The 22,172-nt window shown below is 57.4% G+C and carries 16 protein-coding genes; 8 read left to right on the top strand and 8 right to left on the bottom strand.

From position 1 onward, the window contains the following. Window positions 1-268 precede the first annotated feature (268 nt). From ACZ5SR_RS06635 to ACZ5SR_RS06650, 4 genes are all read left to right on the top strand, one after another. On the top strand, window positions 269-808 hold the full coding sequence (locus ACZ5SR_RS06635; RefSeq protein WP_464450768.1) for a type II secretion system F family protein: 540 nt from the start codon (window positions 269-271) through the stop codon (window positions 806-808). A gap of 260 nt (window positions 809-1,068) precedes the next feature. After that, window positions 1,069-2,580: a helix-turn-helix domain-containing protein gene (locus ACZ5SR_RS06640; RefSeq protein WP_464451150.1), complete on the top strand. Its 1,512-nt coding sequence runs from the start codon at window positions 1,069-1,071 to the stop codon at window positions 2,578-2,580. A 123-nt stretch (window positions 2,581-2,703) separates the two neighbouring features. After that, window positions 2,704-6,294 (top strand): DUF748 domain-containing protein, encoded by a 3,591-nt coding sequence (locus tag ACZ5SR_RS06645; RefSeq protein ID WP_464450770.1) that lies wholly within the window; start codon window positions 2,704-2,706, stop codon window positions 6,292-6,294. 70 nt (window positions 6,295-6,364) lie between these two features. Beyond that, a complete protein-coding gene (locus ACZ5SR_RS06650; protein WP_464450771.1) occupies window positions 6,365-7,369 on the top strand; it encodes an aldo/keto reductase in 1,005 nt (334 codons plus the stop codon). A gap of 4 nt (window positions 7,370-7,373) precedes the next feature. Here the strand turns inward: ACZ5SR_RS06650 and maiA are convergent, their stop codons facing one another. The 4 genes from maiA to ACZ5SR_RS06670 are packed head-to-tail and all read right to left on the bottom strand — an operon-like array spanning window position 7,374 to window position 11,003. Beyond that, window positions 7,374-8,009 carry a maleylacetoacetate isomerase gene (maiA, locus tag ACZ5SR_RS06655; RefSeq protein ID WP_464450772.1) on the bottom strand — a complete coding sequence of 212 codons (636 nt, stop codon included), beginning with the start codon at window positions 8,007-8,009 and terminating at the stop codon, window positions 7,374-7,376. A 4-nt stretch (window positions 8,010-8,013) separates the two neighbouring features. Continuing rightward, on the bottom strand, window positions 8,014-8,715 hold the full coding sequence (locus tag ACZ5SR_RS06660) for a fumarylacetoacetate hydrolase family protein (protein ID WP_464450773.1): 702 nt from the start codon (window positions 8,713-8,715) through the stop codon (window positions 8,014-8,016). A gap of 20 nt (window positions 8,716-8,735) precedes the next feature. After that, window positions 8,736-9,773, bottom strand: a complete 1,038-nt coding sequence (locus tag ACZ5SR_RS06665; protein ID WP_464450774.1) for a cupin domain-containing protein — start codon at window positions 9,771-9,773, stop codon at window positions 8,736-8,738. Window positions 9,774-9,791: 18 nt separating this feature from the next. Next, window positions 9,792-11,003 (bottom strand): 3-hydroxybenzoate 6-monooxygenase, encoded by a 1,212-nt coding sequence (locus ACZ5SR_RS06670; RefSeq protein WP_464450775.1) that lies wholly within the window; start codon window positions 11,001-11,003, stop codon window positions 9,792-9,794. A gap of 176 nt (window positions 11,004-11,179) precedes the next feature. Here ACZ5SR_RS06670 and paaZ point away from each other — a divergent pair, with 176 nt between their 5' ends. Genes paaZ through ACZ5SR_RS06690 form a run of 4 tightly spaced genes read left to right on the top strand, consistent with a single transcriptional unit; the run spans window position 11,180 to window position 15,106 of the window. Then, window positions 11,180-13,225, top strand: a complete 2,046-nt coding sequence (gene paaZ / locus ACZ5SR_RS06675) for a phenylacetic acid degradation bifunctional protein PaaZ (RefSeq protein ID WP_464450776.1) — start codon at window positions 11,180-11,182, stop codon at window positions 13,223-13,225. A 24-nt stretch (window positions 13,226-13,249) separates the two neighbouring features. Then, the gene (locus ACZ5SR_RS06680; RefSeq protein ID WP_464450777.1) at window positions 13,250-13,864 is read left to right on the top strand and encodes a class I SAM-dependent methyltransferase; all 615 of its coding nucleotides are present in this window, start codon (window positions 13,250-13,252) and stop codon (window positions 13,862-13,864) included. Window positions 13,865-13,891: 27 nt separating this feature from the next. Further along, window positions 13,892-14,296, top strand: coding sequence for a YkgJ family cysteine cluster protein (locus ACZ5SR_RS06685; protein ID WP_464450778.1), 405 nt, complete (start codon window positions 13,892-13,894; stop codon window positions 14,294-14,296). A gap of 3 nt (window positions 14,297-14,299) precedes the next feature. After that, window positions 14,300-15,106: a dienelactone hydrolase family protein gene (locus ACZ5SR_RS06690; protein ID WP_464450779.1), complete on the top strand. Its 807-nt coding sequence runs from the start codon at window positions 14,300-14,302 to the stop codon at window positions 15,104-15,106. 18 nt (window positions 15,107-15,124) lie between these two features. On the opposite strand, the gene ACZ5SR_RS06695 is transcribed toward ACZ5SR_RS06690, so the two are convergent. Genes ACZ5SR_RS06695 through ACZ5SR_RS06710 form a run of 4 tightly spaced genes read right to left on the bottom strand, consistent with a single transcriptional unit; the run spans window position 15,125 to window position 22,154 of the window. Continuing rightward, window positions 15,125-17,752, bottom strand: a complete 2,628-nt coding sequence (locus tag ACZ5SR_RS06695; protein WP_464450780.1) for a putative bifunctional diguanylate cyclase/phosphodiesterase — start codon at window positions 17,750-17,752, stop codon at window positions 15,125-15,127. A gap of 1 nt (window position 17,753) precedes the next feature. After that, window positions 17,754-18,989, bottom strand: coding sequence for an ABC transporter substrate-binding protein (locus ACZ5SR_RS06700; protein WP_464450781.1), 1,236 nt, complete (start codon window positions 18,987-18,989; stop codon window positions 17,754-17,756). Beyond that, a complete protein-coding gene (locus ACZ5SR_RS06705) occupies window positions 18,982-20,916 on the bottom strand; it encodes a glycosyltransferase family 2 protein (protein ID WP_464450782.1) in 1,935 nt (644 codons plus the stop codon). The genes ACZ5SR_RS06700 and ACZ5SR_RS06705 overlap by 8 nt, the downstream gene beginning before the upstream one ends. 8 nt (window positions 20,917-20,924) lie before the next feature. Then, window positions 20,925-22,154, bottom strand: a complete 1,230-nt coding sequence (locus ACZ5SR_RS06710) for an HlyD family secretion protein (RefSeq protein ID WP_464450783.1) — start codon at window positions 22,152-22,154, stop codon at window positions 20,925-20,927. Between the last annotated feature and the right edge of the window lie 18 nt (window positions 22,155-22,172).

Genomic DNA, 22,172 nt, shown 5'->3' on the forward strand with positions numbered 1-22,172 from the left:
AAATCTCTGGTTCAAGCGAGTGCAATCGAAGTTTCTGGAGGTCCTTTTATCGATGGGGCCTTGGGCAGGCAAAGCGGTCGCGGATGATGCTCTAGAGCCCAGTGGATTGCAGTTACGGCTTTTGAACGCGGGTCTTCGCTCCAGTTTGGCGCTGCCCATTTTTTTGGGCTTGAAGACCTTGCTCACTTTTTGGTTGCCAGCGTGTTTTGCGTTGCTGATCTGGCTATTACAAGCTTCATGGCTTGATTTGATGTTTTGGAGTGGACTCATGGCATCTGCTGCGGCAGGGTATTACTTGCCCGATTTGGTTTTGCATCATTGGGTCCAAAGGCAGCAAAAAATCTTGTTCCATGCCATCCCGGATGCTTTGGACTTGATGCGTTTGTGCGTGCAGGCGGGCTTGGGGCTTGACGCCGCCATCGAGAGAGTCGGTCGGGAAATGCGTTTGTCCTATCCACAACTGTCGGACGAGTTTGCTTTGACGGGGTTGGAGTTGCGTGCCGGGTCTTCACGGGCTGAAGCTTTACGGCACCTGTCCCTTCGCATGGGCTTGTCCGACATTGAGGGTTTGGTGACGATGCTGATTCAGGCCGATCGATTTGGCACCAGCATTGGGGAGTCATTGGAGGTCCATTCGGATGCACTCAGAACCAAACGCCGATTGATAGCCGAAGAGGCAGCAGCCAAATTGCCCATCAAATTGCTGATCCCTTTGATCTTCTGTGTTTTTCCTGCGTTGATGACCGTGCTTTTGGGGCCTGTGGTCATCAGCATCACGCAAAATTTGTTCCCCTTGGTCAACAACTGATGAGGGTCTGCATGACATGGATATTGGCTGCTCGCGGCGCTTCGGTCCAAGCGCCCACATTTCATCTGTGCACGCTTTTAAGCCATGGGTTTTGAGCTGTTATGGATGGTTGCTGACCGGTATTCAAAGGCTTTTGAGTGGGGTTCATCCAAAGATGTATTTCGGTATGCATAGGTCATCACATCTTTCGATCAGTGGTCATCGGTCATCAAAGCCCACAACATGGCTTCAGGGCCTTGGCTTGTATGGATTGAATGCCCATGTTGCTCGAGCCGCCCGTGCGAGTGAACGCAAGGATCTGCACAGGTTTTGATGTCGATAGCAAGGTCTTATTGAATCGCCCAGCGCGAGAAAGGATTTTTATGTCTTATCCCATGGTCGACGGTGCTCGTCAGAACCGAATCCTGGCTGGAATTCCCTTGGTGCACTACGCTCGAATTCTGGAGCACCTCAAGCTGGTAGACCTCTCTCAAGGTCAGGTATTTGTTGAGGCCGGTAAACCCCTGGAGTATGTTTATTTCCCTACCACTTGCACGGTGTCGCTTGTTTCCCATACGGCGGACGGTGACAGCTCTGAATTGGCCATGATCGGCAGAGAGGGCATGGTGGGTATTTCCCTGATCTTGGGCAATGGCTCAGTCAACCACCGTGCCGTTTTGCAATGCGCAGGGCAGGCCTTCAGGATGCCGTCCGATATTTTTCAAAGTGCATTGGCGCATTGCCGAGAATTGCAGCAGTTGTCTTTGAATTATGTTCAGGCTTTGATCACGCAAATGGCGCAGAGCATTGTTTGCATCGGACACCATTCCGTCAGTGAGCGTCTGAGTTATTGGTTGTTGTTCAACCAGGACGCCTTGGGCCGTGATCAGTTGATGGTGACGCATGAAACCATTGCCAATATGTTGGGCGTGCGACGTGAATCGATCACCCAAGCGTTGGGCAAGTTACAGTCGGCTGGCTTGGTTTCGAGTGGGCGAGGGCGTATCCATATCCTGGACAGGCAGGGTTTGACGGATTGTGTTTGTGAGTGTTACGGATTGGTGAGTGCTGAGACCCAGCGCTTATTTGGTCGCGTAGGTTCTGCGCCCGATGTTCTGGCTCCACCCGAAGAAAATCAGATGACTGAAGCGGTTGGTGTGCCGGCCATTTTGCAAAAGTACCAAGATGCTTACGATTTTGCTCCGGTAGGGTTCGTCAGCTTGGATCCAGAAGGTCGGGTGGTTCAAACCAATCTTGCTGGAGCCATCATGCTGGACATCCAGCGCTCTCAATGCACGTTGAGTTCTTTTGTGGATTTCATGGTCCCATCCGATCGGCCCATGTTTCTAGATTTTCATCGGGAAGTCCTCAGTGGCAAGTGCCGTCGCCATTGTGAGCTGAAGCTCTGTGCAACGGCACACCGGGCCGAGATGGTGGTGAGAGTCGACGCCACAGTCAATGAGATGGGCGATGAATGCAGGCTGGTCATGATTGATGTGACTGAAGAGAAAAAGAGGGCAGTACAAGATCTGGCAATGGAGCGTCAACTCCAGGAATTGCTGGCCAAACAGCCTTTGACGATGTGGCTCAAGGACCCGCAGGGGCGTTTGATTTCCGCCAACGCATCATTCTTCAAGACTGGCGGCACTTTGCGGAGGATGCTGCACTGGAAAAGATCGATGGCCAGAGTCTGCCATTGTCTTTTTTACACCCTACCGGACCTGTATTGGGCTCAGGGGTTTCCAAGTCCACCTGATGGGGTTGTTGTAGGCATGCCCCATCAGGTCGTTTGATCTTTGGATTGATGCTCCTGTTCGAGAGCATGGGCCGTTTCGGTTAATTTGTATCCTGGGCGTTACATGTCTGCCTTTGGATCGCCGAAAATCGTGTCTGTTGTCTTTTACCAAGAGTTGATCATGAATTTCAGCCTTCTTAAGCGCTGGCAGCGGTGGGTTTTGTTTCTCGTGCTCGGGGTGTTGGTGCTGTGGGGGATCAGCTGGGCGGCTTTGCCAGCGTTGGTTCAGTGGCAAATTGAAAAGCAAGGCAGCCTGAAGCTGGGTCGAGCGGTCACCGTTCAGCAAGTGATTTTTAGGCCGTGGTCCATGCGTTTGGTCGTGCGCGGTTTGCAGGTGGCTCAAGCCGAGGCTGCTGACCCTTCGGCACAAGCCCAGTTGAGCGTTGACGAAATTGAAATCAATGCATCCCTGCAATCCTTGTTTTTGTGGGCGCCGGTGGCCGATGCTGTCTTGGTGCGTAACCCGCAGCTGCAACTGACGCACCGGGGGCAAGGCCGGTTTGACATCGACGACGTCCTGGCACGCTTGACTTCTGCTGAATCACAAGGTTCGGGTGTTCCCCGTTTGTCCTTGTTCAACCTTCAGGTTGCAGGCGGTGGGGTTCAGTTTCGCGATGAGCCCAAATCGGTCACCCATACGCTGAGTGATGTGCGATTGGATATCCCTTTTTTGAGCAACATCGGTGGCCGACGTGAGGTTGCTACCCATCCGAGACTGGCCTTCCAGTTCAATGGATCCACCTTTGATACGGATGCAGAAACCACACCATTTGCGCCGGATCGCCACACGCAAGCGCGCTTTCAGATCAAGGGGCTCGATGTCAAGCCGTATTTGCCTTATTGGCCTGCAGCCTGGCCTGTGCGATTGGCCGGGGGGCGACTGGAAATGGACCTTCGTCTGGATTTCCAGCAACAAACTTCCCCCGAGTTGTCCGTGTCCGGCCACTTGGCTTTAGATGGCCTGAAATTGAATGAGAAGTTCAACCGCGTTGATCTTCCCTTGTTACAGGCGGGTGGCATTGATTTGAAGATCGAGGCGTGGCGTCCCTTGGAGGGTGTTTTGAAACTCGAGGCGTTGAGTTTGGAGAAGCCGGTTTTGCACACACGCCGTGATGCCGCTGGTGAATTGAACTGGATTCGTTTGCAACGCTTTTTCATGCCCCCTGTGCCAGTGCCAGTGTCTGCGCCTGCGGCCCAGGCTCCCGCGCAAGCCGGAGCAGACTTCTCCCTGAAGCGTTTTCAAATCAGCGCAGCACAGCTGTATTGGCAGGATGCGGCAGTGTCCATGCAGACCCCCCTGGCACTGACCGATCTGACCATGGAAGGCCAGAACTTCAGTTGGCCAAGGCGCCAAGCCGCATCCTTTCGTGGTCAAACCCAGTTGCAGGGCGCAAATGTGTCGTGGGAGGGGACGACCGACCTGCGCAGTGCCCAAACGCGCATGAAGTGGCGCGATGTACCGCTCAAAACCATGCAGCCTTATTGGGCTGCATGGTTTCGCCCGGACTTGTCCGGTCAATTTTCGGCAGAGTTGAATGTGGCCTGGCGAGGCGCAGAAGGCGTCGTGTCCCCATCGTTGCTGATCCAAGCCCCGCAGATCCGTGTGTCCGATGTGTTGCTGGGCAAGCCTCAGCAGCCCGAAGCCGGATGGGCCGAATTGGCCATCGAGCAGTTCGAGGTGGATGTTTTCAAACAGCTGGCGAAAACGGGTCGAGTGACATGGAGTCGACCGCTGCTGAATGCCAGTCGCAACCCGCAAGGGCGTTGGATGGTCGAGGATTGGCGGCTTAAAAATGATGCGATGCCGTCCTCAGAGGCTTCGGGCAAACCGTGGCAACTTGAACTCGGCCCCTTGCAGATCACGGGCGGTTTATTGAATCTGGACGATCGATCTGTCCCGGGCGGCGTCAAGCTGGATGCGCGGGAGCTGAACCTCAGTGTCGGTGCTTGGCAGCCTTTGGCAGCATCGCCACAAATGACCACAGTCAAAGGCGAATTCACCACCGGTTCCCAACGCCGCGAAGCAGGCAAGCTGGGTTTTGATGGGACGTTCCGTTTGCCGGTCGGCACCGCTGGGCAGCGCAAAGCCACGCCGCTTCACGTGCAGGGGCGTTTGCAGTTGTCCCGTTTTCCCCTGCACAGATTTCGAGCTTATGGCGCTGATCGGGTCAATTTCGATTTGCGCAGGGCTGAGTTGAGTTATGCGGGTGACCTGGACCTGTCCATGCCCGATACAGGACTGGGACTGAATTTGCAGGGCAATCTGTCGCTGGACAACCTCCGCGCGCTGAATCCATCCGATGGGGAAGCGTTGCTGGACACCCAGAGCCTGAGTCTGCGAGGATTTGAGCTGAAGGTGGATGCTGGCCAGATGAAGCGGCTGAAAATTGCCGAAACAGCCTTGAGTGATTTCTTTGCACGCGTGGCCATCGATGCCGAGGGCCACCTCAATTTACAAAAGCTCATCAAGTCCGAGCCGTCCACAGCATCCCAAGCAGCCGGCGTGCCCGCGTTGATCGAGTTGGGGCCCATTGGTGTGGTCAAGGGGCGTGTTTTGTTTTCTGACCATTTCATTCGTCCCAACTATTCTGCTGACATCACCGAACTGGCGGGCAGTTTGGGTGCCTTGTCCAGCCAAGCAGTGGGTGGCGAGATGGCCTTGGCCGACTTGAATCTTCGGGGGCGCGTGGCAGGCTCTGGCAGTTTGGAGGTCTCGGGTCGCATCAACCCGCTCACGCGTCCTGTGGCCTTGGATGTGCGTGGTCAGGTCCGTGATCTGGAGTTGCCGCAACTCTCGCCCTACAGCAGCAAATATGCGGGCTATGGCATTGAACGGGGCAAGCTTTCGGCCGAGGTCAATTACCGCATCAGCGCCGAGGGCCAACTCCAAGCGACACACCAAATTGTTCTGACGCAATTGCGCTTTGGTGAGCGCTCGGACAGTGTGGATGCGCCCAACCTGCCGGTCAAACTCGCTGTTGCGTTGCTGGCCGACCGCAACGGTGTCATCGACATCAACTTACCGGTCAGTGGCTCCATCAATGACCCCGACTTCCGCGTGGGTCCGATTGTTTGGAAAATGGTCCTCAACTTGATTGGCAAAGCCATTATTTCGCCGTTCAGTTTGATCGCCGGTGCGTTCTCGGGTGAAGAGCAGTTGCAGCAAATTGAGTTCGCGCCCGGTCGTGCCGATCTCGATGCGGCGTCTCTTCAGAAACTCGCGGCTGTGGCGCAAATGGTGATCGATAAACCGGCTCTGCGCATGACACTGTCAGGTCAGGCGGATTTGGAGAGTGAACGCGATGACTGGCGCAGAGCCCAGTTGCGCGAGACGGTTGTGGCTGAAAAACGCCGACGCATCGCCCGAGGTGCACAGGGCACCTTGCCTGTGTTGGATGTGAGCCCTGCTGAATATCCCGCCTTGCTCCAGTCGGTGTACCGCCGCTCACCCATTCCCAAACCCCGCAATGTGATGGGCTTGGTCAAGGACATGCCACTCGCGGACATGGAGGCCTTGCTGCTGGCGGCCATCTCTGTGGATGAGGCGGACATGCGTGAATTGGCGCAAGCGCGCGCCCAGCAAGTGCGCGAGACCTTGCTGGGCTTAAAGGTGCCAGCAGCCCAGTTGTTTCTCGGAGCGCCTGTGGTGGCCAAGTCGACAAGTGGTTCCAAGTTTGTGCCCAAAGTGGTTTTGGTGGTGTCGACGGATTGAATGGGCTGCTCTGGTGCGTACCTCTTTGGGGCCGTGCATTGGGACAACAGTGAGCGTCTAAGATATCGGCATGAACAACCGCCAAATCGCCTCTTTTTCTGTCAGCACCATCGGTTTGGGCTGCATGAACCTCAGCCATGCTTATGGCGCGCCAGTGTCTGCCCAGCAGGGCGAGCGTGTGCTGCTCACGGCCCTTGACCAGGGGGTGACTTTTTTTGACACAGCCGCGCTGTATGGCTTTGGGGCCAATGAAACCCTGGTGGGCCGGGTGATGAAGCCCCACCGCAACCGATTCACGCTGGCCAGCAAGTGCGGCATGCAAGGCGTGGAGCAAAGCGATGGCAGCAAAGTCCGGGTGATCGATGGCCGTCCCGAGACGATCAAAAAGACCTGTGAGGATGCGCTACGCCGTCTGCAGACCGATGTGATCGACCTGTATTACCTGCACCGCTGGGACAAAAAAGTGCCGATCGAAGACAGCGTGGGCGCGTTGAGCGACCTGGTGCGTCAAGGCAAGATCCAGACGATTGGCTTGTCCGAAGTGTCTGCGGGCACGCTGCGCAAAGCTCATGCCGTGCACCCGATTGCGGCGCTGCAGACCGAGTATTCGCTGTGGACACGCAACCCCGAGATCGCCGTGCTGCAGGCTTGCCGCGAGCTGGGCGTGGCCTTTGTGGCTTTCAGTCCGGTAGCGAGAGGCTTTTTGTGCGGCGCGGCTCTCGATGTGTCCGGGTTTGACGCCAAGGACATCCGCCGCAGCATGCCGCGATTCACGCCCGAGAACTACGCCGCCAATTTGAAGCTCTTGCCCGCGTATCACGCACTCGCACAAGAGGCCGGGTGCACCTCAGCGCAGTTGGCATTGGCCTGGTTGTTGCAGCAGGGCGAAGACATCATCCCGATCCCAGGCACCACTTCGGTGGAACACCTCTTGGACGATCTGGCGGCAGCAGATGTGAAGCTGGATGCTGAGTTGATGGCGCGCCTTGATGCGCTGATCAACCAGCGCACCGTGGCGGGTGACCGTTACAACGCACAGGCCAACAGCGAGGTAGACACCGAGGTGTTTGGCTGAAGATTTATGCGTCCGGTTGGGCCATGGGGGCGGCCTTTTTGAATGCCTCCAGCTCGCCGCAGGCCTTGTCGATGGCGCTGATCAAGGGCCACCGGTTAATGTCGACGTTGAAGCGCCGTGCGCTTTCGACTTGCGGAATCAAATACACATCGGCCAGCGTGGGCGTATCGCCAAAGCTGAAATGGCCGCGCGTTTTGTCAGCCGCCATCAGCGCTTCGTAGGCGTCAAAGCCTTCGCTGATCCAGTGACCGCACCAAGCGTTGATGGCGTCTTCGTTGGCACCAAACTGTTTGCGCAGGGTTTGCAAAATCCGACGGTTGTTGATCGGGTGGATGTCGCATCCGACCATGGCCGCCAGCGCTCGCACTCGGGCGCGTGCGTCCGCACCTGCAGGCAGCAGGGCCGGGGTGGGGTGTTTTTCTTCGAGCCACTCGATGATGGCGGGCGATTGGATCAGCACCTGCTCGCCCGTGTCCAGGGCAGGCACCAAGCCTTGCGGGTTGATGGCCTTGAAAGCCTCTTTTTGTTGTTCGTCTACGCGCAGATCCACCGCCGCGTAGTCTGTGGCGATGCCTTTGAGGTTCAGGGCAATGCGAAGGCGGTGGCTCGTGCCGCTTCGGAAAAAACTGTAGAGCTTCATGGGTTTACGCCGCAGCGCCGATGGTCAATGAAAGTTCAGCCACGCCTTCAACGCGGCCAGTGATTTTGTCACCCGTCACTACCGCGCCCACGCCTTCGGGTGTGCCGGTGTAAATCAAGTCGCCGGGTTGCAGGTGGTAGTAAGTCGACAGATCGGCGATGATTTCGCGGATGTTCCAGATGAGCTTGTCCACGTTGGACGACTGCTTGGTTTGGCCATTCACTTCCAAAGCAATCGCACCATTCTCGATCACCACGCCAGGCATGGGCACGATCTCAGTGCAGACTGAGCCTTGCTCGATGTCCTTGCCTGTGTCCCATGGACGGCCCTTGTCGCGCGCCACCAGTTGCAGGTCGCGGCGCGTCATGTCCAGGCCTGCGGCGTAGCCATAGACCAGTTCATGCGCGTTGTCTTCGCTCACCCGAAAACCTGCTTTGCCAATGGCCAGCACCAGTTCCATCTCGAAGTGGTAGTTGTTGGTTCGTGGGGGATAGGCTACTGTCGCACCGCTTTCCACCAAGGTCTGGGGCGACTTGGTGAAGTAAAAGGCCTGCTCTACGCTTTTGTCGACGGGGCGGCCCATTTCGACAGCGTGTGCGTGGTAGTTGCGGCCTACACAGAAGATGCGGTTGATCGGAAAACGCTCTTGTTGGCCACGGATGGGCAGGGATTGAACGGCGGGAGGGGTGAAGAGGTAAGAAGTCATGGGTTCCATTGAAAGAAAAATCAACCGCGGTTTTCGTACACACCCAGTTTGCGGTGGAGGGGCGATTCGTCGGCGATGAAGACGAAGGCGGGTTGTGCGGCGTTCAGGTTGGTCAGCGTCACGGCTTCATAGCCGGGCGCGCAGCAGGTATCGGCTTCCGCCAGGGTGAAGGTGCTGGCCACGATCTGCGCTTGCACCGCGCCTTCAATCACATGGAATACCTGAGCGGGCGAGCGTGCAGGCAGGCGCAGGCTCTGACCAGGGCGCAGCATCAGGGCGTAAAAGCCCAAGATGTTTTCGGCATCGCCACCGGTTTCGGGGTTGGTGTAAGTCACTTGCACTTGCTCCAAACCTGAGTCGTCAGCGGCCAGCGATTCGAGCGCGGCCTTGGCGTCTTTCCAGGCGTAGCGCAACATGGGGTAAGCCTTCTTGCTGCGCTCAAACACATGCGAGGGCACCACACCGCCGCGGGCGTATTGCTTGCCGCCTTGGCCGGGCACCACGGACTGTCGGTCGCCGTTGATGTGGTAGCTCGCCTCCATGTAATACACCAGTGGCAAGTCCAGCACATCCAGCCAAATGACGGGGTCGTTGCCGTCGTGGCCGTGTTCGTGCCACAGGCCCGTGGGCGTGAGGATCAGGTCGCCCCGGCTCATCGGGCATTTCTCGCCGTCCACGGTGGTCCACGCGCCTTCGCCTTCAACGACCATGCGCACTGCGTTGGGCGTGTGGCGGTGGCTGGGGGCCCACTCGCCGGGCATGAGCAGTTGCATGCCCAAATACATGGCGGCCGAGGCCTGCATTTTGTCCAGACCATGCCCAGGGTTGGCCAGCACCAGCACGCGGCGCTCGGCTTTTTCAATCGGGGTCAGCTCGCCCGCTTTGAGCAGCAGGGGCTTGATGTCCTTGTAAGCCCAGCAAGTCGGCTGGGTCTGGCGCGTGGGCACTTTGGGCGGCAGCACGCCGCGCAGGCTGGGCCACAGCGGCACCAGATTCACATTGCGCAGGTCTTGCACATAGTCTGGGGGCAGGTCTTCGATGCGTCCAAGGTCGTTCATGTCGTGTCTCCGTTCTTTTCAGTGGTGCTGTGCGGCGTCGAGGCAGTTGCCCACGTTCCAGCCATACAGCCATGCCATCGCATCATAAAAGCGCTCGGCACCCCGGCCGCGCCAGAGGTCATTGCGGACCAAACGCTCCACACCCTTGGCGTGGTAGATGCGCCCCATTTCGCGGCTGGAGAGCACGATGCGGGCCGTGCGGGCCACGCGGGCACGTTGGTACATGTCCAGCGCTTTCGGCCAGTCGTTGTGGTGCGTGCGCAGCGCTTCGCCCAAAGTCACGGCGTCTTCCATCGCCATGCAAGCGCCTTGCGCCATGTATTGGGTGGTGGGGTGCGCGGCGTCGCCCAGCAAGGTCACGCGGCCATAGGTCCATTGGCCAATCGGTTCACGGTCAGCCGTGGCCCAGCGCTTCCAAGTTTTGGGCAAGTCAATCAGCTGGCGAGCTTTGGGGCAAATGCCTTGGAAGTAGCTTTGCACTTCTTCCTTGCTGCCGTCTTTGACGCCCCATTCTTCTTGTTCGCGGCTGTGGAAAGTCACGACCACGTTGTATTGCTCACCGCCGCGCAGCGGGTAGTGCACCAGGTGGCAGTTGGGGCCCACCCAGATGGCAGCGGCGTTCCACTGCAAGTCGGCAGGAAAGTCTTTTTTGTCGACCACGGCGCGGTACACCACATGGCCCGTGACGCGGGCCGGGTCTGCCACAAATTGCTCACGCACCACCGACTTGACGCCATCGGCGCCGATCAAGGCGCAGCCCTTGAATGCCTTGCCGTTTTGGTCCCACACGGTCACGCTGCTGTCGTCTTGTTCGATGCGCTCGACACGGGTGCTGGTGTGGAATTGCACTTGCCCGGTTTCTTGCGCGGCTTCGAGCAAAGACAAATGCACATCGGCGCGGTGGATCACTGCGTAGGGGTTGCCAAAACGTTCGCGGAATTTTTCGTCGGTGGGGATCTTGCCCACTTGGTACTCGTCGATCGCGTCGTGCATCACCATGAAATCGGTATAGACCGCACGGCCCCGGGCCTTGTCACCAACGCCCAAAGCGTCAAAAGCATGAAACCCGTTCGGTCCAATTTGGATGCCCGCGCCGATCTCACCGATCTCGGGGGCTTGTTCCAGCACCGTGACGGCAAAGCCCTGACGCACCAAAGCCAAAGCCGCGGCCAAACCGCCAATGCCGCCGCCAGCGACGATGACGGGGAGTTGAGACGATGCAGTGCTCATGGAAGTTCCAGCCAAAGAAGTTGAAAAGTGATGAGATTATATGCATGCATATTAATTTTGAAAAGCCTAGAGAGATTCACTGATAACGATGTGCTGCAAACCGACTAGAATTTCCCGACCGCCCGGTTGGTTAATTCGAGTTGACTGGGTTTGAACATCACAGAAAGCGTCTTCCCATGACCCAAGTCCTGCAAAGTTTCATCGGTGGCCAATGGATCGGCCAGCAAGGCGCACAAAATCTGCGCAGCGCCATCAACGGCCAAACGGTTTACCAAACCCACGCCGATGCCATCGACTTTGGCGATGCGGTGCACTACGCCCGCACCGTGGGCCTGCCCAATCTGCTCAAGCTGGATTTTCAAGAACGTGCCCAGCGCCTGAAGGCTCTGGCCAAGTACTTGGGTGAGCACAAAGAGCAGCTCTATGCCATCTCGGCCCACACGGGTGCCACGCGTGCCGACAGCTGGGTGGACATCGAAGGCGGTGCGGGCACGCTTTTCGCGTACTCCGGCATGGGCAGCAACGAGTTGCCCAGCGGAAACCTGATCCACGAAGGCCCGGCATTCCCGCTGGGCAAGAAGGGTGGCTTTGCGGGCACGCACATCCTGGTGCCACGTGGCGGCATCGCGGTGCACATCAACGCCTTCAACTTCCCCATCTGGGGCCTCTTGGAAAAGTTCGCACCCAGCTTTTTGGCGGGCATGCCCTGCATCGGTAAACCCGCTTCGTCTACCAGCTACCTGACCGAAGCCATGGTGCGCTTGGTGGAACAATCGGGTATCTTGCCTGCCGGTTCGCTCCAGTTGGTGATCGGCTCCACCGGTGACCTGCTGGACCGTCTGAACGGCCAGGACGTGGTCACCTTCACCGGCTCGGCCGACACCGCCGCCATGCTGCGTGTGCACCCCAATGTGGTCAAACACAGCATCCCTTTCAACGCCGAAGCCGACTCGCTCAACTGCGCCATCCTCGCGCCCGACGTGACGCCTGACGACGAAGAGTTTGATTTGTTCGTGAAAGAAGTCGCCCGCGAGATGACCGTCAAGGCGGGCCAGAAGTGCACGGCGATTCGCCGCGCCATCGTGCCGCGCCAGCACCTGGACGCCGTCGCTGAAAAGCTCAAGGCCCGTTTGGCCAAAGTGGTGGTGGGCGACCCGTCTGTTGAAGGCGTGAAGATGGGGGCGCTGGCCTCGCATTCGCAACAAGCCGATGTGGCCGAGCGCGTGGCCTTGCTGCGCCAAAGCGCCGAGCTGGTGTTTGGCGGTGGTGCCGGTTTTGCACCCGTGGGGCAGGGCGTCGAAGGCGGTGCCTTCTTCCAGCCCACGCTGCTGCTGTGCCAAAAGCCTTTGCAAACCGACAGCGTGCACGACGTCGAAGCCTTCGGCCCGGTGAGCACGCTCATGCCTTACGACGGCATCGATGAAGCCCTGCAACTGGCCGCACGCGGCCAAGGCAGCCTGGTCGGCACGCTGGTCACCAAAGACCCGCAAACCGCGGCTCGCGTGATCCCGGTGGCGGCTGCGCTGCATGGCCGTCTGCACATCCTCGACCGCGAATCGGCGGTTGAATCCACCGGCCATGGCTCGCCTCTGCCGCCGCTCAAACACGGCGGCCCCGGCCGAGCAGGCGGTGGTGAAGAACTCGGCGGTATCCGCGCCGTCAAACACCTGATGCAGCGCACCGCGCTGCAAGGCTCGCCCACCATGATCGCCGCCGTCACGGGCGAGTACATGCGCGGCGCCAAGCTGATCGAGACCGAGGTCCACCCCTTCCGCCGCTACTTCGAAGAGTTGCAAATTGGCGAGAGCCTGCTGACCCACCGCCGCACCGTGGGCGAGGCCGACATCGTGGCCTTTGGTGGCCTGTCGGGCGACTATTTCTACATGCACTTCGACGAGATCGCGGCCAAGGATTCGCCTTTCGGCAAGCGCATCGCACACGGCTACTTTGTGTTGTCGGCCGCGGCGGGCTTGTTTGTCTCTCCCGCACCTGGCCCGGTGCTGGCCAACTACGGTCTGGACACGCTGCGCTTCGTCAAGCCTGTGGGCATTGGCGACACCATCCAGGCGCGTCTGACGGCCAAGCGCAAGATCGACCGCAACAAGAAAGACGCCAATGGCGTCGGTCAAGGCGTGGTCGCTTGGGACGTGGAAGTCACCAACCAGTTGGGTGAGGTGGTGGCCAGTTACGACATCTTGACCTTGGTGGCCAAAAAGGGATAAGCCCTTTGCAAAAAGGAGCACACCATGAACTGGTACGACCGCGTGGTGTTGCCCTACGTCATTGACATGGCCTGCGGCTTGCCCATGGTGCAAAAGCAGCGCCGCCAGTTGGTCCCGCAAGCTCAAGGCCGTGTGCTCGAAGTGGGCATGGGCACCGGCCGTAACCTGCCGTTTTACGACCTCAACCGCGTTACCCGTTTGGTGGGTGTGGACCCGGCCATGCAGATGCACCATCTGGCCCAAAGGCGCAGCCGAGAGGCGGGCATCTCCGTAGAGCTGATGGGCCTGTCTGCCGAGCAGCTGCCCACAGCCGATGCCAGCTTTGACACCGTGGTGTGCACTTACACGCTGTGCAGCATCCCAGATGCGGCGCAAGCCTTACGCGAGATGCGCCGGGTGCTGGTGCCGGGCGGCAAGCTTTTGTTTTGTGAACATGGCCGTGCTCCCGATGCAAGTGTGCGCCGCTGGCAAGACCGCTTGCAACCTCTGTGGGGGCCGCTGGCCGGTGGATGCCAATTGGGGCGTGACATTCCCGCCTTGTTGCAAGAGGCAGGCTTTGCCGCAAATACACAAACGGCTTATCTGTCGGGTCCCCGTCCCATGACCTTTCATTATTGGGGGCAAGCGCAAGCGGCGTGAACGAATGCATCCGGGATAATCCACCCCATGAGATCCCCCATTGCCGTTGTCGACGTTGACCGTTGCGAAACCTGGACCCGTTACAAAAACGGTTTGTGCGACACCTGTGCGGCCAACTGCTGCACCATGCCGGTGGAGGTCAAGATGGCCGACTTGGTTCGGCTGGAATTGGTGGACCCGTTTGAGGCCGAGCATGAAGACCCCAAACAGATCGCCAAGCGCCTGACCAAGGCCGGCTTGATTGAGCATTTCAACTTCAAGAACAGCATCTTCAGTTTGGCACGTCGCGCCTGTGGGGACTGCCAGTTTCTCGATGCTAAGACGCGCCGCTGCACCGTTTACGACAAGCGTCCCAACACTTGCCGATTGCATCCCCAAGTGGGGCCGCGCCCCAACCACTGCCCTTACGGCAACAAAGCGCAATCGCGTTGATCGATGACAAGCCGCACAGGCCAATACGCCGAGTTCACATCGCCAGACCAGCACAGATTCCGGGCGTTTGTCGCTCATCCCAACAGCGCCCCACGAGGCGCCTTGGTCCTGTTGCATGAGATGGATGCCCGCGCGGCCAACCGCATTCATGCCAGTGCACATGCCAACCCCATGCCTGGTTTGAGCCAGCGCATTCGGGCCTTGGCCCATGAGCACGCAGCCAGAGGCTACCTGGTGGTGGCGCCGTCGCTGTTTGGCCGCGGCCGGGCAGGGCAAGACCATGGCTACCAATACCAGATGGCTTTTTCGGGTGAGCAATTGGTGAAACCGTTGCAACCTGTCGATTCAAGCCGCGCCATGCTGGACATCCAGACTGTGCTGGCGTGGGCAAAGGGGCAGGTGGCGCAGGGCAAAGTGGGTGTTATGGGTTTTTGTTGGGGTGGCTTGCTCGCTTGGCAGGCCGCTTGCACCCTGCCAGAAGTTTTCGCAGCCGCTTCCTTTTATGGCGGCGGGATGACCAACCCGCAGGAGCGCAGTTGGCGACCGATGTGTCCAGTACTGGTGCATCTACCTTCCAAAGGCTTGCTGATGACGCAAGAGTCAATGGATGCATTCGTGGCCGTGCAGCGCAATCATTTCCCTGCGCATGGCACCGTCAGGCCGGGTCAAAAAGTTCCGATGGTTCAAATCGAGCGGTACGCCGCTGCTTATGGTTTTGATCACGCAGGCAGTCGTCAGCACGATCCAATGGCATCGCTAGCGGCCAGGCTCACAACCAGTTCTTTCTTTGACAAGCACCTGATCTTTTAGGCGCTTGAAAAGCGGGTGTCACGTGACTGTCACAGGGACCAAATGGGTGGGTAATGCGAGCAAGTCCTGCAGTTTCAGTGGCTTGGAAAAAAAGTAACCTTGTGCTTGCTGGCAACCGAGCCTGACCAGGGTGTCTTGTTGGAATCGGGTTTCCACGCCTTCAGCAGTGACCTCCAGATGCAGCGATTGCGCCAAGGCCAGAATGCCTGAAATGATTTTGATGTTTTCTTCGCGCTCCATGCCCGCAGTAAAAGACATGTCAATTTTCAATTTCTGAATGGGCATGCTCGCCAGTCGGAACAGGGAGGAGTAGGACTTGCCGAAATCGTCGATCGCAATTCGGACGCCCAGGCCCATGATGGATTGAAGTTGACTGGCCAGCTCTTGTGCACTCAGTGCGAAATCCGTTTCCGTGATTTCCAGCACAAAACCCTCCAAGCCATTGTCCAGTTCGGAGGCCAAATGAGAAAGCATGGTCAAAAGACGCTTTCCACAGAGCAACTGGGGTGATGAATTCAAGGCGATGGTGGCGTTGGGAAAGTGGGCCCGAATCGCTTGGCTGTCTTGGACCACTTGGGTGAACAAATGTTCTGTCAACGGATCAATGGCCCCTGATTGCTCAGCCAATGGGATGAACTCGGCAGGGCTGACCATGCCCAGTTCTTCGTCGTGCCAGCGAGCCAAAGCTTCAAAACCGATGATTTTTCCGGTCAGCAGATCCACTTCGGGTTGGTAATGCGGGAAGATTCGACCTTCACGAATGGCCACGGCCAACTTGCTGTCGATTTTGGTTTTGCGCAGGGAGGCCGCCATCATCTGGGCAGTGAGCCATTGAATCTGATTGCGACCGGACTCCTTGGCGCTCAGCAATGCGGTGTCTGCATATATGAGCAGCTCTTTGATCGATGGCGAGTGATCAGGAAAAAGCGCAGCCCCAGCGCTGAAGGTAGAGGTGACCTGCACGGTCCCCATGTGGTTGACCGTGAAAACAGCCGGTTTGAAAATCAGCTTCAGCTTGGCTTGGAAATCAGCGATCGGTTCATGGATGTCCAGCACGGCAATGAATTCATCGCCTGAGCGTCGGCATAAGAAATTGCCCTTGGGCAAGGTGGCCTGGAGGTGTTGCGCGATTTGTCGAATCACCTCGTCGCCTTGGTCGTGACCAAAGGTGTCATTGATGTTTTTGAAGTTGTCCAGGTCAATGAACAAGATGGCAAATTGGACATTAGCCTCTTTTTGTTGGATGTATGCCTGAAATGCCCTGTAGTTGGGCAGGCCTGTGAGCTGGTCTTCGTTCAGGAGATCCTGGAGTTTTTTTTCAGCTTCGCGAATGGCGCGGATGTCCGCAAAAACAGAAACATGGCCTTGACTTTTGCCTTGGTCATCCAGCAGCGTTGACACGGAAAGCAGCACGGGCAATTGGGCTTGTTGCTTGCTCAAAAAATAGGTTTCACCGCGCCAGGCACCATGCTTGCGGACACTCTCGGCAATGATTGGCAAATCAACGCCTTTCTCGTCCTGGATGTAGAGCCTGCCGGCTGGCTGGTTGATCAGCTCTTCTTTGGTGTAACCGGTCATGTCGGTCAACGCGGCATTCACATCCACCACCAGACCCTGCTTGTTGGTGATCAAAATGGCTTCAGCAGCGGTTTCAAACACCCTGGAGAAAATGGCTTGCTTTTGCGTGGCCAGTCTCTGCTTTTGCAGCATGCTTTGCAAGGCGTTGGACACCTTGGCAATCTCATCGCCGGTGTTGTCACTGAATGATTCATCTCCTCGACCTTGCACCGTATCGGAGGCCAGTTGCACGAGGCCATCGAGCCTTTGTGTGGTGCGTTCTGAAAAAAGTCGTGTCCAGCGTCTGAGCCCCAGGAACAGCAAGCCGCCAGAGATCAATGAAACCGCCAAACCCGTCATGACGAACAAAAAGGCTGACAAATAGCCTTGCTGGAGTTGAATGTGCAGGGCGTAGTCCTTGCCAGCATCGCGCCACTCAAACATGAAGGCCTCACTGTGTTTGGACAGATCAGAGGCCGTGTCGACAAAAGGGGTCAGGCTGTAATTGACTTTCAGGTCATCTGGAAAGTTCAGTGAGGCCATGATCTTGCCCAGATCCAGGTGCAGCAAAACCACACCGATGGCGCTGTCGGTGAAGTTGGCCATGATGGGCACACTGACCGCCAGATAGTCGGTTTGCTCCATGTTGACCATTTCCAAATGGGGCTGGCTGTCGTCGATCGTTTTCTGGATATTGGCGGGCATATCCAACAGCAAACCGACTGAGTTACCGCTGTGGATGAAAAAACGGCCCAGGTAATCGAGCAGGTCAAATTTGTAATGTTTGTTTTGGTTGGCCTTTTCCAGCAGTGGCAGGAGATAAGACCCCCGTCCCGCTGAGTCCGTCAGGCCTGTCCAGACTTGGGGCGAATCAGCCAAATCATTGGCTTGCCGAAAGGATGCGCTGACTTCAGAGCTTAGTCTTGTGGCGATCAGCGCCTTATAGTGTTTGAACTCCTCTTGCTGGTAGAAAAAAATGCCGTAAATGGCCAAGATCATGCTGAGCGATGTGACGCCCAAAATGTAAGCACCAAACAGCCTGAAGACATCGTGGCTGATCTGGGCTTTGAACGATTTCAACTGGCTCATCTCAGTCTTGCGGGATCAATTGCCCCGACGGCGTCAATTTGACAAAAAGGACTTGCGATTTGTCCAAGGCGTCGTGCCTTTGGTGGGTGAAGGGTCGGGTGTAGTGCTTCACGGCGCCCTGGAATGCGGGCAATTTTTCCAAGGCATCCCTGATTTTTTCAGGTGATGTGGTTTTGGCTGTGTCAATGGCCTTGGCCAGAAGGTGCACCGTGTCGTAAGCATGCGCAGCGCCCACAGGGCTGGGAATCTCGTGGGTGCTTTTCAGACCCTGGTTTTTCAAGATCCAATCGGCGAGGTAAATGGCACGGGGCCGCTTGTTGTTGATGAAGGTGAAGGTCTGGATGAAATCGATGCTCACATTGGACAGCTCATCGCCCACCAATTCATGCAAGGTGCCCCCCACAGCGCCCCAATGGGCCACCACGGGCATGCGCATGGGCAGGGCCAGTGCGGCGATTTCCTTGACCAAAATCGCGCCTTCTCTTTCATTGCCGACAAAGAGCAGTCCTTGGGTGCGTGAGTCCAAGCAAGCTTTGTAGTGTTCCTTCAACGATGCGTCGCCCCAGTTGTACCAACGCACGACAGGAAATTGGGCGGTGTTGGCCCTGGACTTTGCCTGAATCACTTTCTCAGCTGAACGCCCCCAAGCCGTGTTGGGCAAGATCGCGCAGGCTTGCCGAACCTTGTATTTGGAGGACAGGCGATTCATCATCGCTTCGACACCCCAGTCGTCCTTGAGTGACACGCGAAATGAGAAAGAGGGCTTGTGCTCGTGATCGGTGATGGGGTCTGCAGACCCCCAAACGCTGATCATGGGCACTTTCAATCGGTGTGCTTCAGGCAGGATCTCGACGCTGATGGGGCTGAATTTGCCTGTCAACACGGCGACCAGATCCTTGGTGCCCGCCAGTTGGACAAAATTGTCTTTGCCCCGGGCGGAGACCCCTTTGTTGTCGGTGGTCACGAGTTTCAGTGGACGACCATTGAGAACGCCCCCGTTGCTGTTGATTTCTTCCAACGCGGCCTTGATGCCCCACTCGGTGGCGATGGCGGAGGTGTTGGTTTTCAGGCCATAGGCGTCGTCAAATCCGATCCACACCGGTGCATGTTGTGCATTCGCTGGGGTTTGTGCGAATGCTGCTGGGGTCAATGCGCAAACGGTGGCTGCCAAGATTTGGACCAGGCCTTGAAGGCTGCAACACTGGCCTCCCAAGGACGTCAAAAAGAGTTTAGCCATGGAATGTTTTCTCCCATAAAGACGAAATTAACTGACGGGTTGAGGTGGTCGCTGGGGCCGCCGTGGTGTACTGCCCTGAAAAAAGTTTGCAGATCATGGCGTTGCGCTGGGCTTTGCTGTCGTATTCAAAAGTGGCGGCCAAATACCCATGGTTTTGCCGAATGGGATGGATCTTCACGCGGCCCACACCTTGCACCGTGAGGCTGGCTGTTGTTTTGCCGAACAAGCCTGGGTGCGAGGGCGGCAGGGCCAATTTGCAGCCATCAACACTGGCATCGATGAGATCTACAGTGACCTGGGTTTCACCATCGTGGGCGATCGCCGTTTCCGCCATCAAAAAGCGCTCTTCCTTTCTCAAGCGAGGGCCTTCAAAACACAGCAAAGCAGCCAGTCCCAAGGTGACGATGTTCAACATGGACCAGAACATCGCAACGGGGAAGAATTCGTCGTGGGGCACCACGGCCAGTTCTGGCACGACGTTCAGCAGCAAGCCCAGAAGCGTCAAGCCCATGCACAGCAAAATCATGCCGAGGCTGAAAAAGTCCACCTGAGCGCCATTGACCGCATCCGAGCCCTTGGGCGTGACTCGAAAAGGCTTGCCAAAGGGTTGGATGAGCGAGGCCACCACGGTAGGGCCCAGCCTGAAGCTGGCGAACACCCCCGCAGGCCCGGAGACCAGCGGCGAAAAATGACCACCGACCAACCAGCGCATGGCCAGAAAAAACGACAGGAAAACAGGCAGTTGGTAAAACACCATGTCGGCTGTGTCCGTGAAGTGAAAAGGCAGCCAGCCCAAAAGCAAATACGCCAGAGGAATGGCGATCAGCATCAGGCGAACGGCGTATTGCGTGAGCCAGCTGGTGGGGAAAAACAGGATTCTTTGAATGACACTCAACCCCGGACCGAGTGGGCCGGCTTTGAGGAACAGGGACTGAATGGCCCCGCGGCACCAGCGCTCACGCTGGACGAAGAAGCCTTCGATCGATTCAGCTGCAAGCCCCATGCTCAGGCGTTCATTCAGGTAAATCGTTTGGTACCCCTGGCGCAACATGACCAAGGTGGTCAACAGATCCTCTGTAATGCTTTGTGTGGGAATGCCGCCAACGGCATCGACCGCTTGACGGCGCATGATGCTGCAAGAGCCGCAGCAAAAGGCGGCCTGCCACGCGTCGCGTGAAGCCGCCATTTGGTCAAAAAACAAGCGCTGCTCGTCAGGGTAAATTTGCATCAGGCCCAGATTGGTCTGGATCGGGTCCTTGTTGTAGAAGTGTTGGGGCGTTTGCACGATGCCAATGGTCGGGTCGCTGAAAAAGCCCAAGGTGCGCCGGATGAAGTTCTTGGAGGGCACAAAGTCCGCGTCGAACACGGCAATGAACTGGCCTTTGGCATGCGCCAATGCGTGGTTCATGTTCCCGGCCTTGGCGTGCGCGTTGTCGGCTCGGGTCAGGTAACGCACGCCTGTGTCTTCGCAAAACTTGCGTAACCAATCGCGCTTGCCGTCGTCCAGCACCCAGACGGTTTTGTTCGGGTAGTCCACGGCGGCTGCGGCCACAATGGTTTTTTCCAGAACGTCCAAGGGCTCGTTGTAAGTGGGAATGAAAATGTCCACTTCCGGCAGAGGGCTGGGCATCTGGTGTTGGTCAGCTTCCTCGCTTCGCGTGTTGGTGCGGCTCATGATGAGCAAAAAAATCGCCACCTCGATGAAGGCCAAAACTTCAATGCCCCAAACGCCCCAAATCCAGGTCTGAGCCCAAGCGCTGTCTTCGTTCTCAGGCCAGACGGTGCTGAACAAACGCCAGGACAGGTACTGCACGCACAGGAGCGCGGGGATCAGGCACACCATTTGCCGAGTTTTGATTTGGTGGCGCGGAGTGTCCCAAACCAGCAGGAAGAAGGCGGCGACCAACAGCAGGGGGATGTAATCCATGTTGGGGATTACGTGAGGAAAGAGCTGAGTCGGCTCAGCCACACCGAGGGACGCCATTCACGGGGCACTTTGACGTCCACTTTGCGGCCTGCAAAGCACAAATTCTCTTGGGGTTTGACGAGGTCCGCCGCATTGATCTTGACGAAAATCCGGGCGTCTTTCTTTTCCCGTTGCAGTTGAGCGACCAAGGTCGTGTCCTGCAAGTTGTTGCCACTGCCTGTGACGGCATGGATTTGCCCCGTGAGCCATGCGGTGCTGCCAATCAGGCGGTACTGCACCGGTTTGCCGATTTGAAAAGACTCAAGCGATGATTCCGGCACGGCCACATCGAGGAACAGGTTGTCGCAGGTGATCACATGAGCCAAGTCCGTGCCGATCACAACCTCGGTGCCATTGCTGCCGAATTTGCGCCACAAAACCCCTGGGTTGGGGGCCAGCATGCGCACCTCGCGGGACACGGCCATGCTCTCGCGCTCCTTGTCGATCTGCAATTGAACATCTGCGCTGCGTCGCTCGTTCTCGCGTAAACGGGCAGTCACTTCTGTGATTTGAAGGCGCACGTCATCGAGGCGCTGCTGTGTGTAGGGCACGTCGTTGCGACCTTCTCCCAGGTAGACAAAACTTTGGACGGCTTGTTTCTCGGTTTCCAGAAGCCGTATGCGGGCCTTGAAAATGTCGAGTCGGCTTTGTGTGACTTCGAGCGCGTATTGCGTTGCCTCGTTTTGGGCGGGAGAGATGAAGTTTTCCTTCACCAGCAATTCATTGCGTTGCGCGATCAATTTCTGCTCCCGGATCAGACTTTCTTGGGCCTTTTTCTCGGATTGGGCCTGGGCCAATTGCTCTTCCAGACGGAGAAATTCGTGCGTGCGGTGGACAGCAACCCGTTTTTGCAAATCCTTTTGCAGTTGCTGCAGATTTTTGAGGTGTTGCTGAAGGCCCAGGCTTCTTTCTGCCAAGGTCTTTTGCTCGACCTCCATCTCATTGACCGCACTCTCCTTGAAGCGGGTGTTGCTGATTCGGACCAATTCTTCGCCTTGCGCGATGGGCTGCCCAGGCATTTTTGCAAAGCCGTCCAAGGCCCCTTCGATGGGTGACTTGATCGTCACATAGTGGGTGTTGACGATGGCGTTGATGCTTTGGAAACTGGCCAGCGCGGGCACGAGGACCACCGCAGCGATGAGGGCAATACCGACACCCAGGGCGCGTTTTGAGGTTTTGAGAGTGGTGAACGTGCCCATGATCTGCTTTTGTTGTTT

The organism is Limnohabitans sp. TEGF002, assembly GCF_055395845.1.

Bases quoted from the DNA above. Each gene is read 5' to 3' on its own strand.
- ACZ5SR_RS06635 (WP_464450768.1), top strand. From the start codon at position 269: ATGGCATCTGCTGCGGCAGGGTATTACTTGCCCGATTTGGTTTTGCAT.
- ACZ5SR_RS06640 (WP_464451150.1), top strand. From the start codon at position 1,069: ATGTTGCTCGAGCCGCCCGTGCGAGTGAACGCAAGGATCTGCACAGGT.
- ACZ5SR_RS06645 (WP_464450770.1), top strand. From the start codon at position 2,704: ATGAATTTCAGCCTTCTTAAGCGCTGGCAGCGGTGGGTTTTGTTTCTC.
- ACZ5SR_RS06650 (WP_464450771.1), top strand. From the start codon at position 6,365: ATGAACAACCGCCAAATCGCCTCTTTTTCTGTCAGCACCATCGGTTTG.
- maiA (WP_464450772.1), bottom strand. From the start codon at position 8,009: ATGAAGCTCTACAGTTTTTTCCGAAGCGGCACGAGCCACCGCCTTCGC.
- ACZ5SR_RS06660 (WP_464450773.1), bottom strand. From the start codon at position 8,715: ATGACTTCTTACCTCTTCACCCCTCCCGCCGTTCAATCCCTGCCCATC.
- ACZ5SR_RS06665 (WP_464450774.1), bottom strand. From the start codon at position 9,773: ATGAACGACCTTGGACGCATCGAAGACCTGCCCCCAGACTATGTGCAA.
- ACZ5SR_RS06670 (WP_464450775.1), bottom strand. From the start codon at position 11,003: ATGAGCACTGCATCGTCTCAACTCCCCGTCATCGTCGCTGGCGGCGGC.
- paaZ (WP_464450776.1), top strand. From the start codon at position 11,180: ATGACCCAAGTCCTGCAAAGTTTCATCGGTGGCCAATGGATCGGCCAG.
- ACZ5SR_RS06680 (WP_464450777.1), top strand. From the start codon at position 13,250: ATGAACTGGTACGACCGCGTGGTGTTGCCCTACGTCATTGACATGGCC.
- ACZ5SR_RS06685 (WP_464450778.1), top strand. From the start codon at position 13,892: ATGAGATCCCCCATTGCCGTTGTCGACGTTGACCGTTGCGAAACCTGG.
- ACZ5SR_RS06690 (WP_464450779.1), top strand. From the start codon at position 14,300: ATGACAAGCCGCACAGGCCAATACGCCGAGTTCACATCGCCAGACCAG.
- ACZ5SR_RS06695 (WP_464450780.1), bottom strand. From the start codon at position 17,752: ATGAGCCAGTTGAAATCGTTCAAAGCCCAGATCAGCCACGATGTCTTC.
- ACZ5SR_RS06700 (WP_464450781.1), bottom strand. From the start codon at position 18,989: ATGGCTAAACTCTTTTTGACGTCCTTGGGAGGCCAGTGTTGCAGCCTT.
- ACZ5SR_RS06705 (WP_464450782.1), bottom strand. From the start codon at position 20,916: ATGGATTACATCCCCCTGCTGTTGGTCGCCGCCTTCTTCCTGCTGGTT.
- ACZ5SR_RS06710 (WP_464450783.1), bottom strand. From the start codon at position 22,154: ATGGGCACGTTCACCACTCTCAAAACCTCAAAACGCGCCCTGGGTGTC.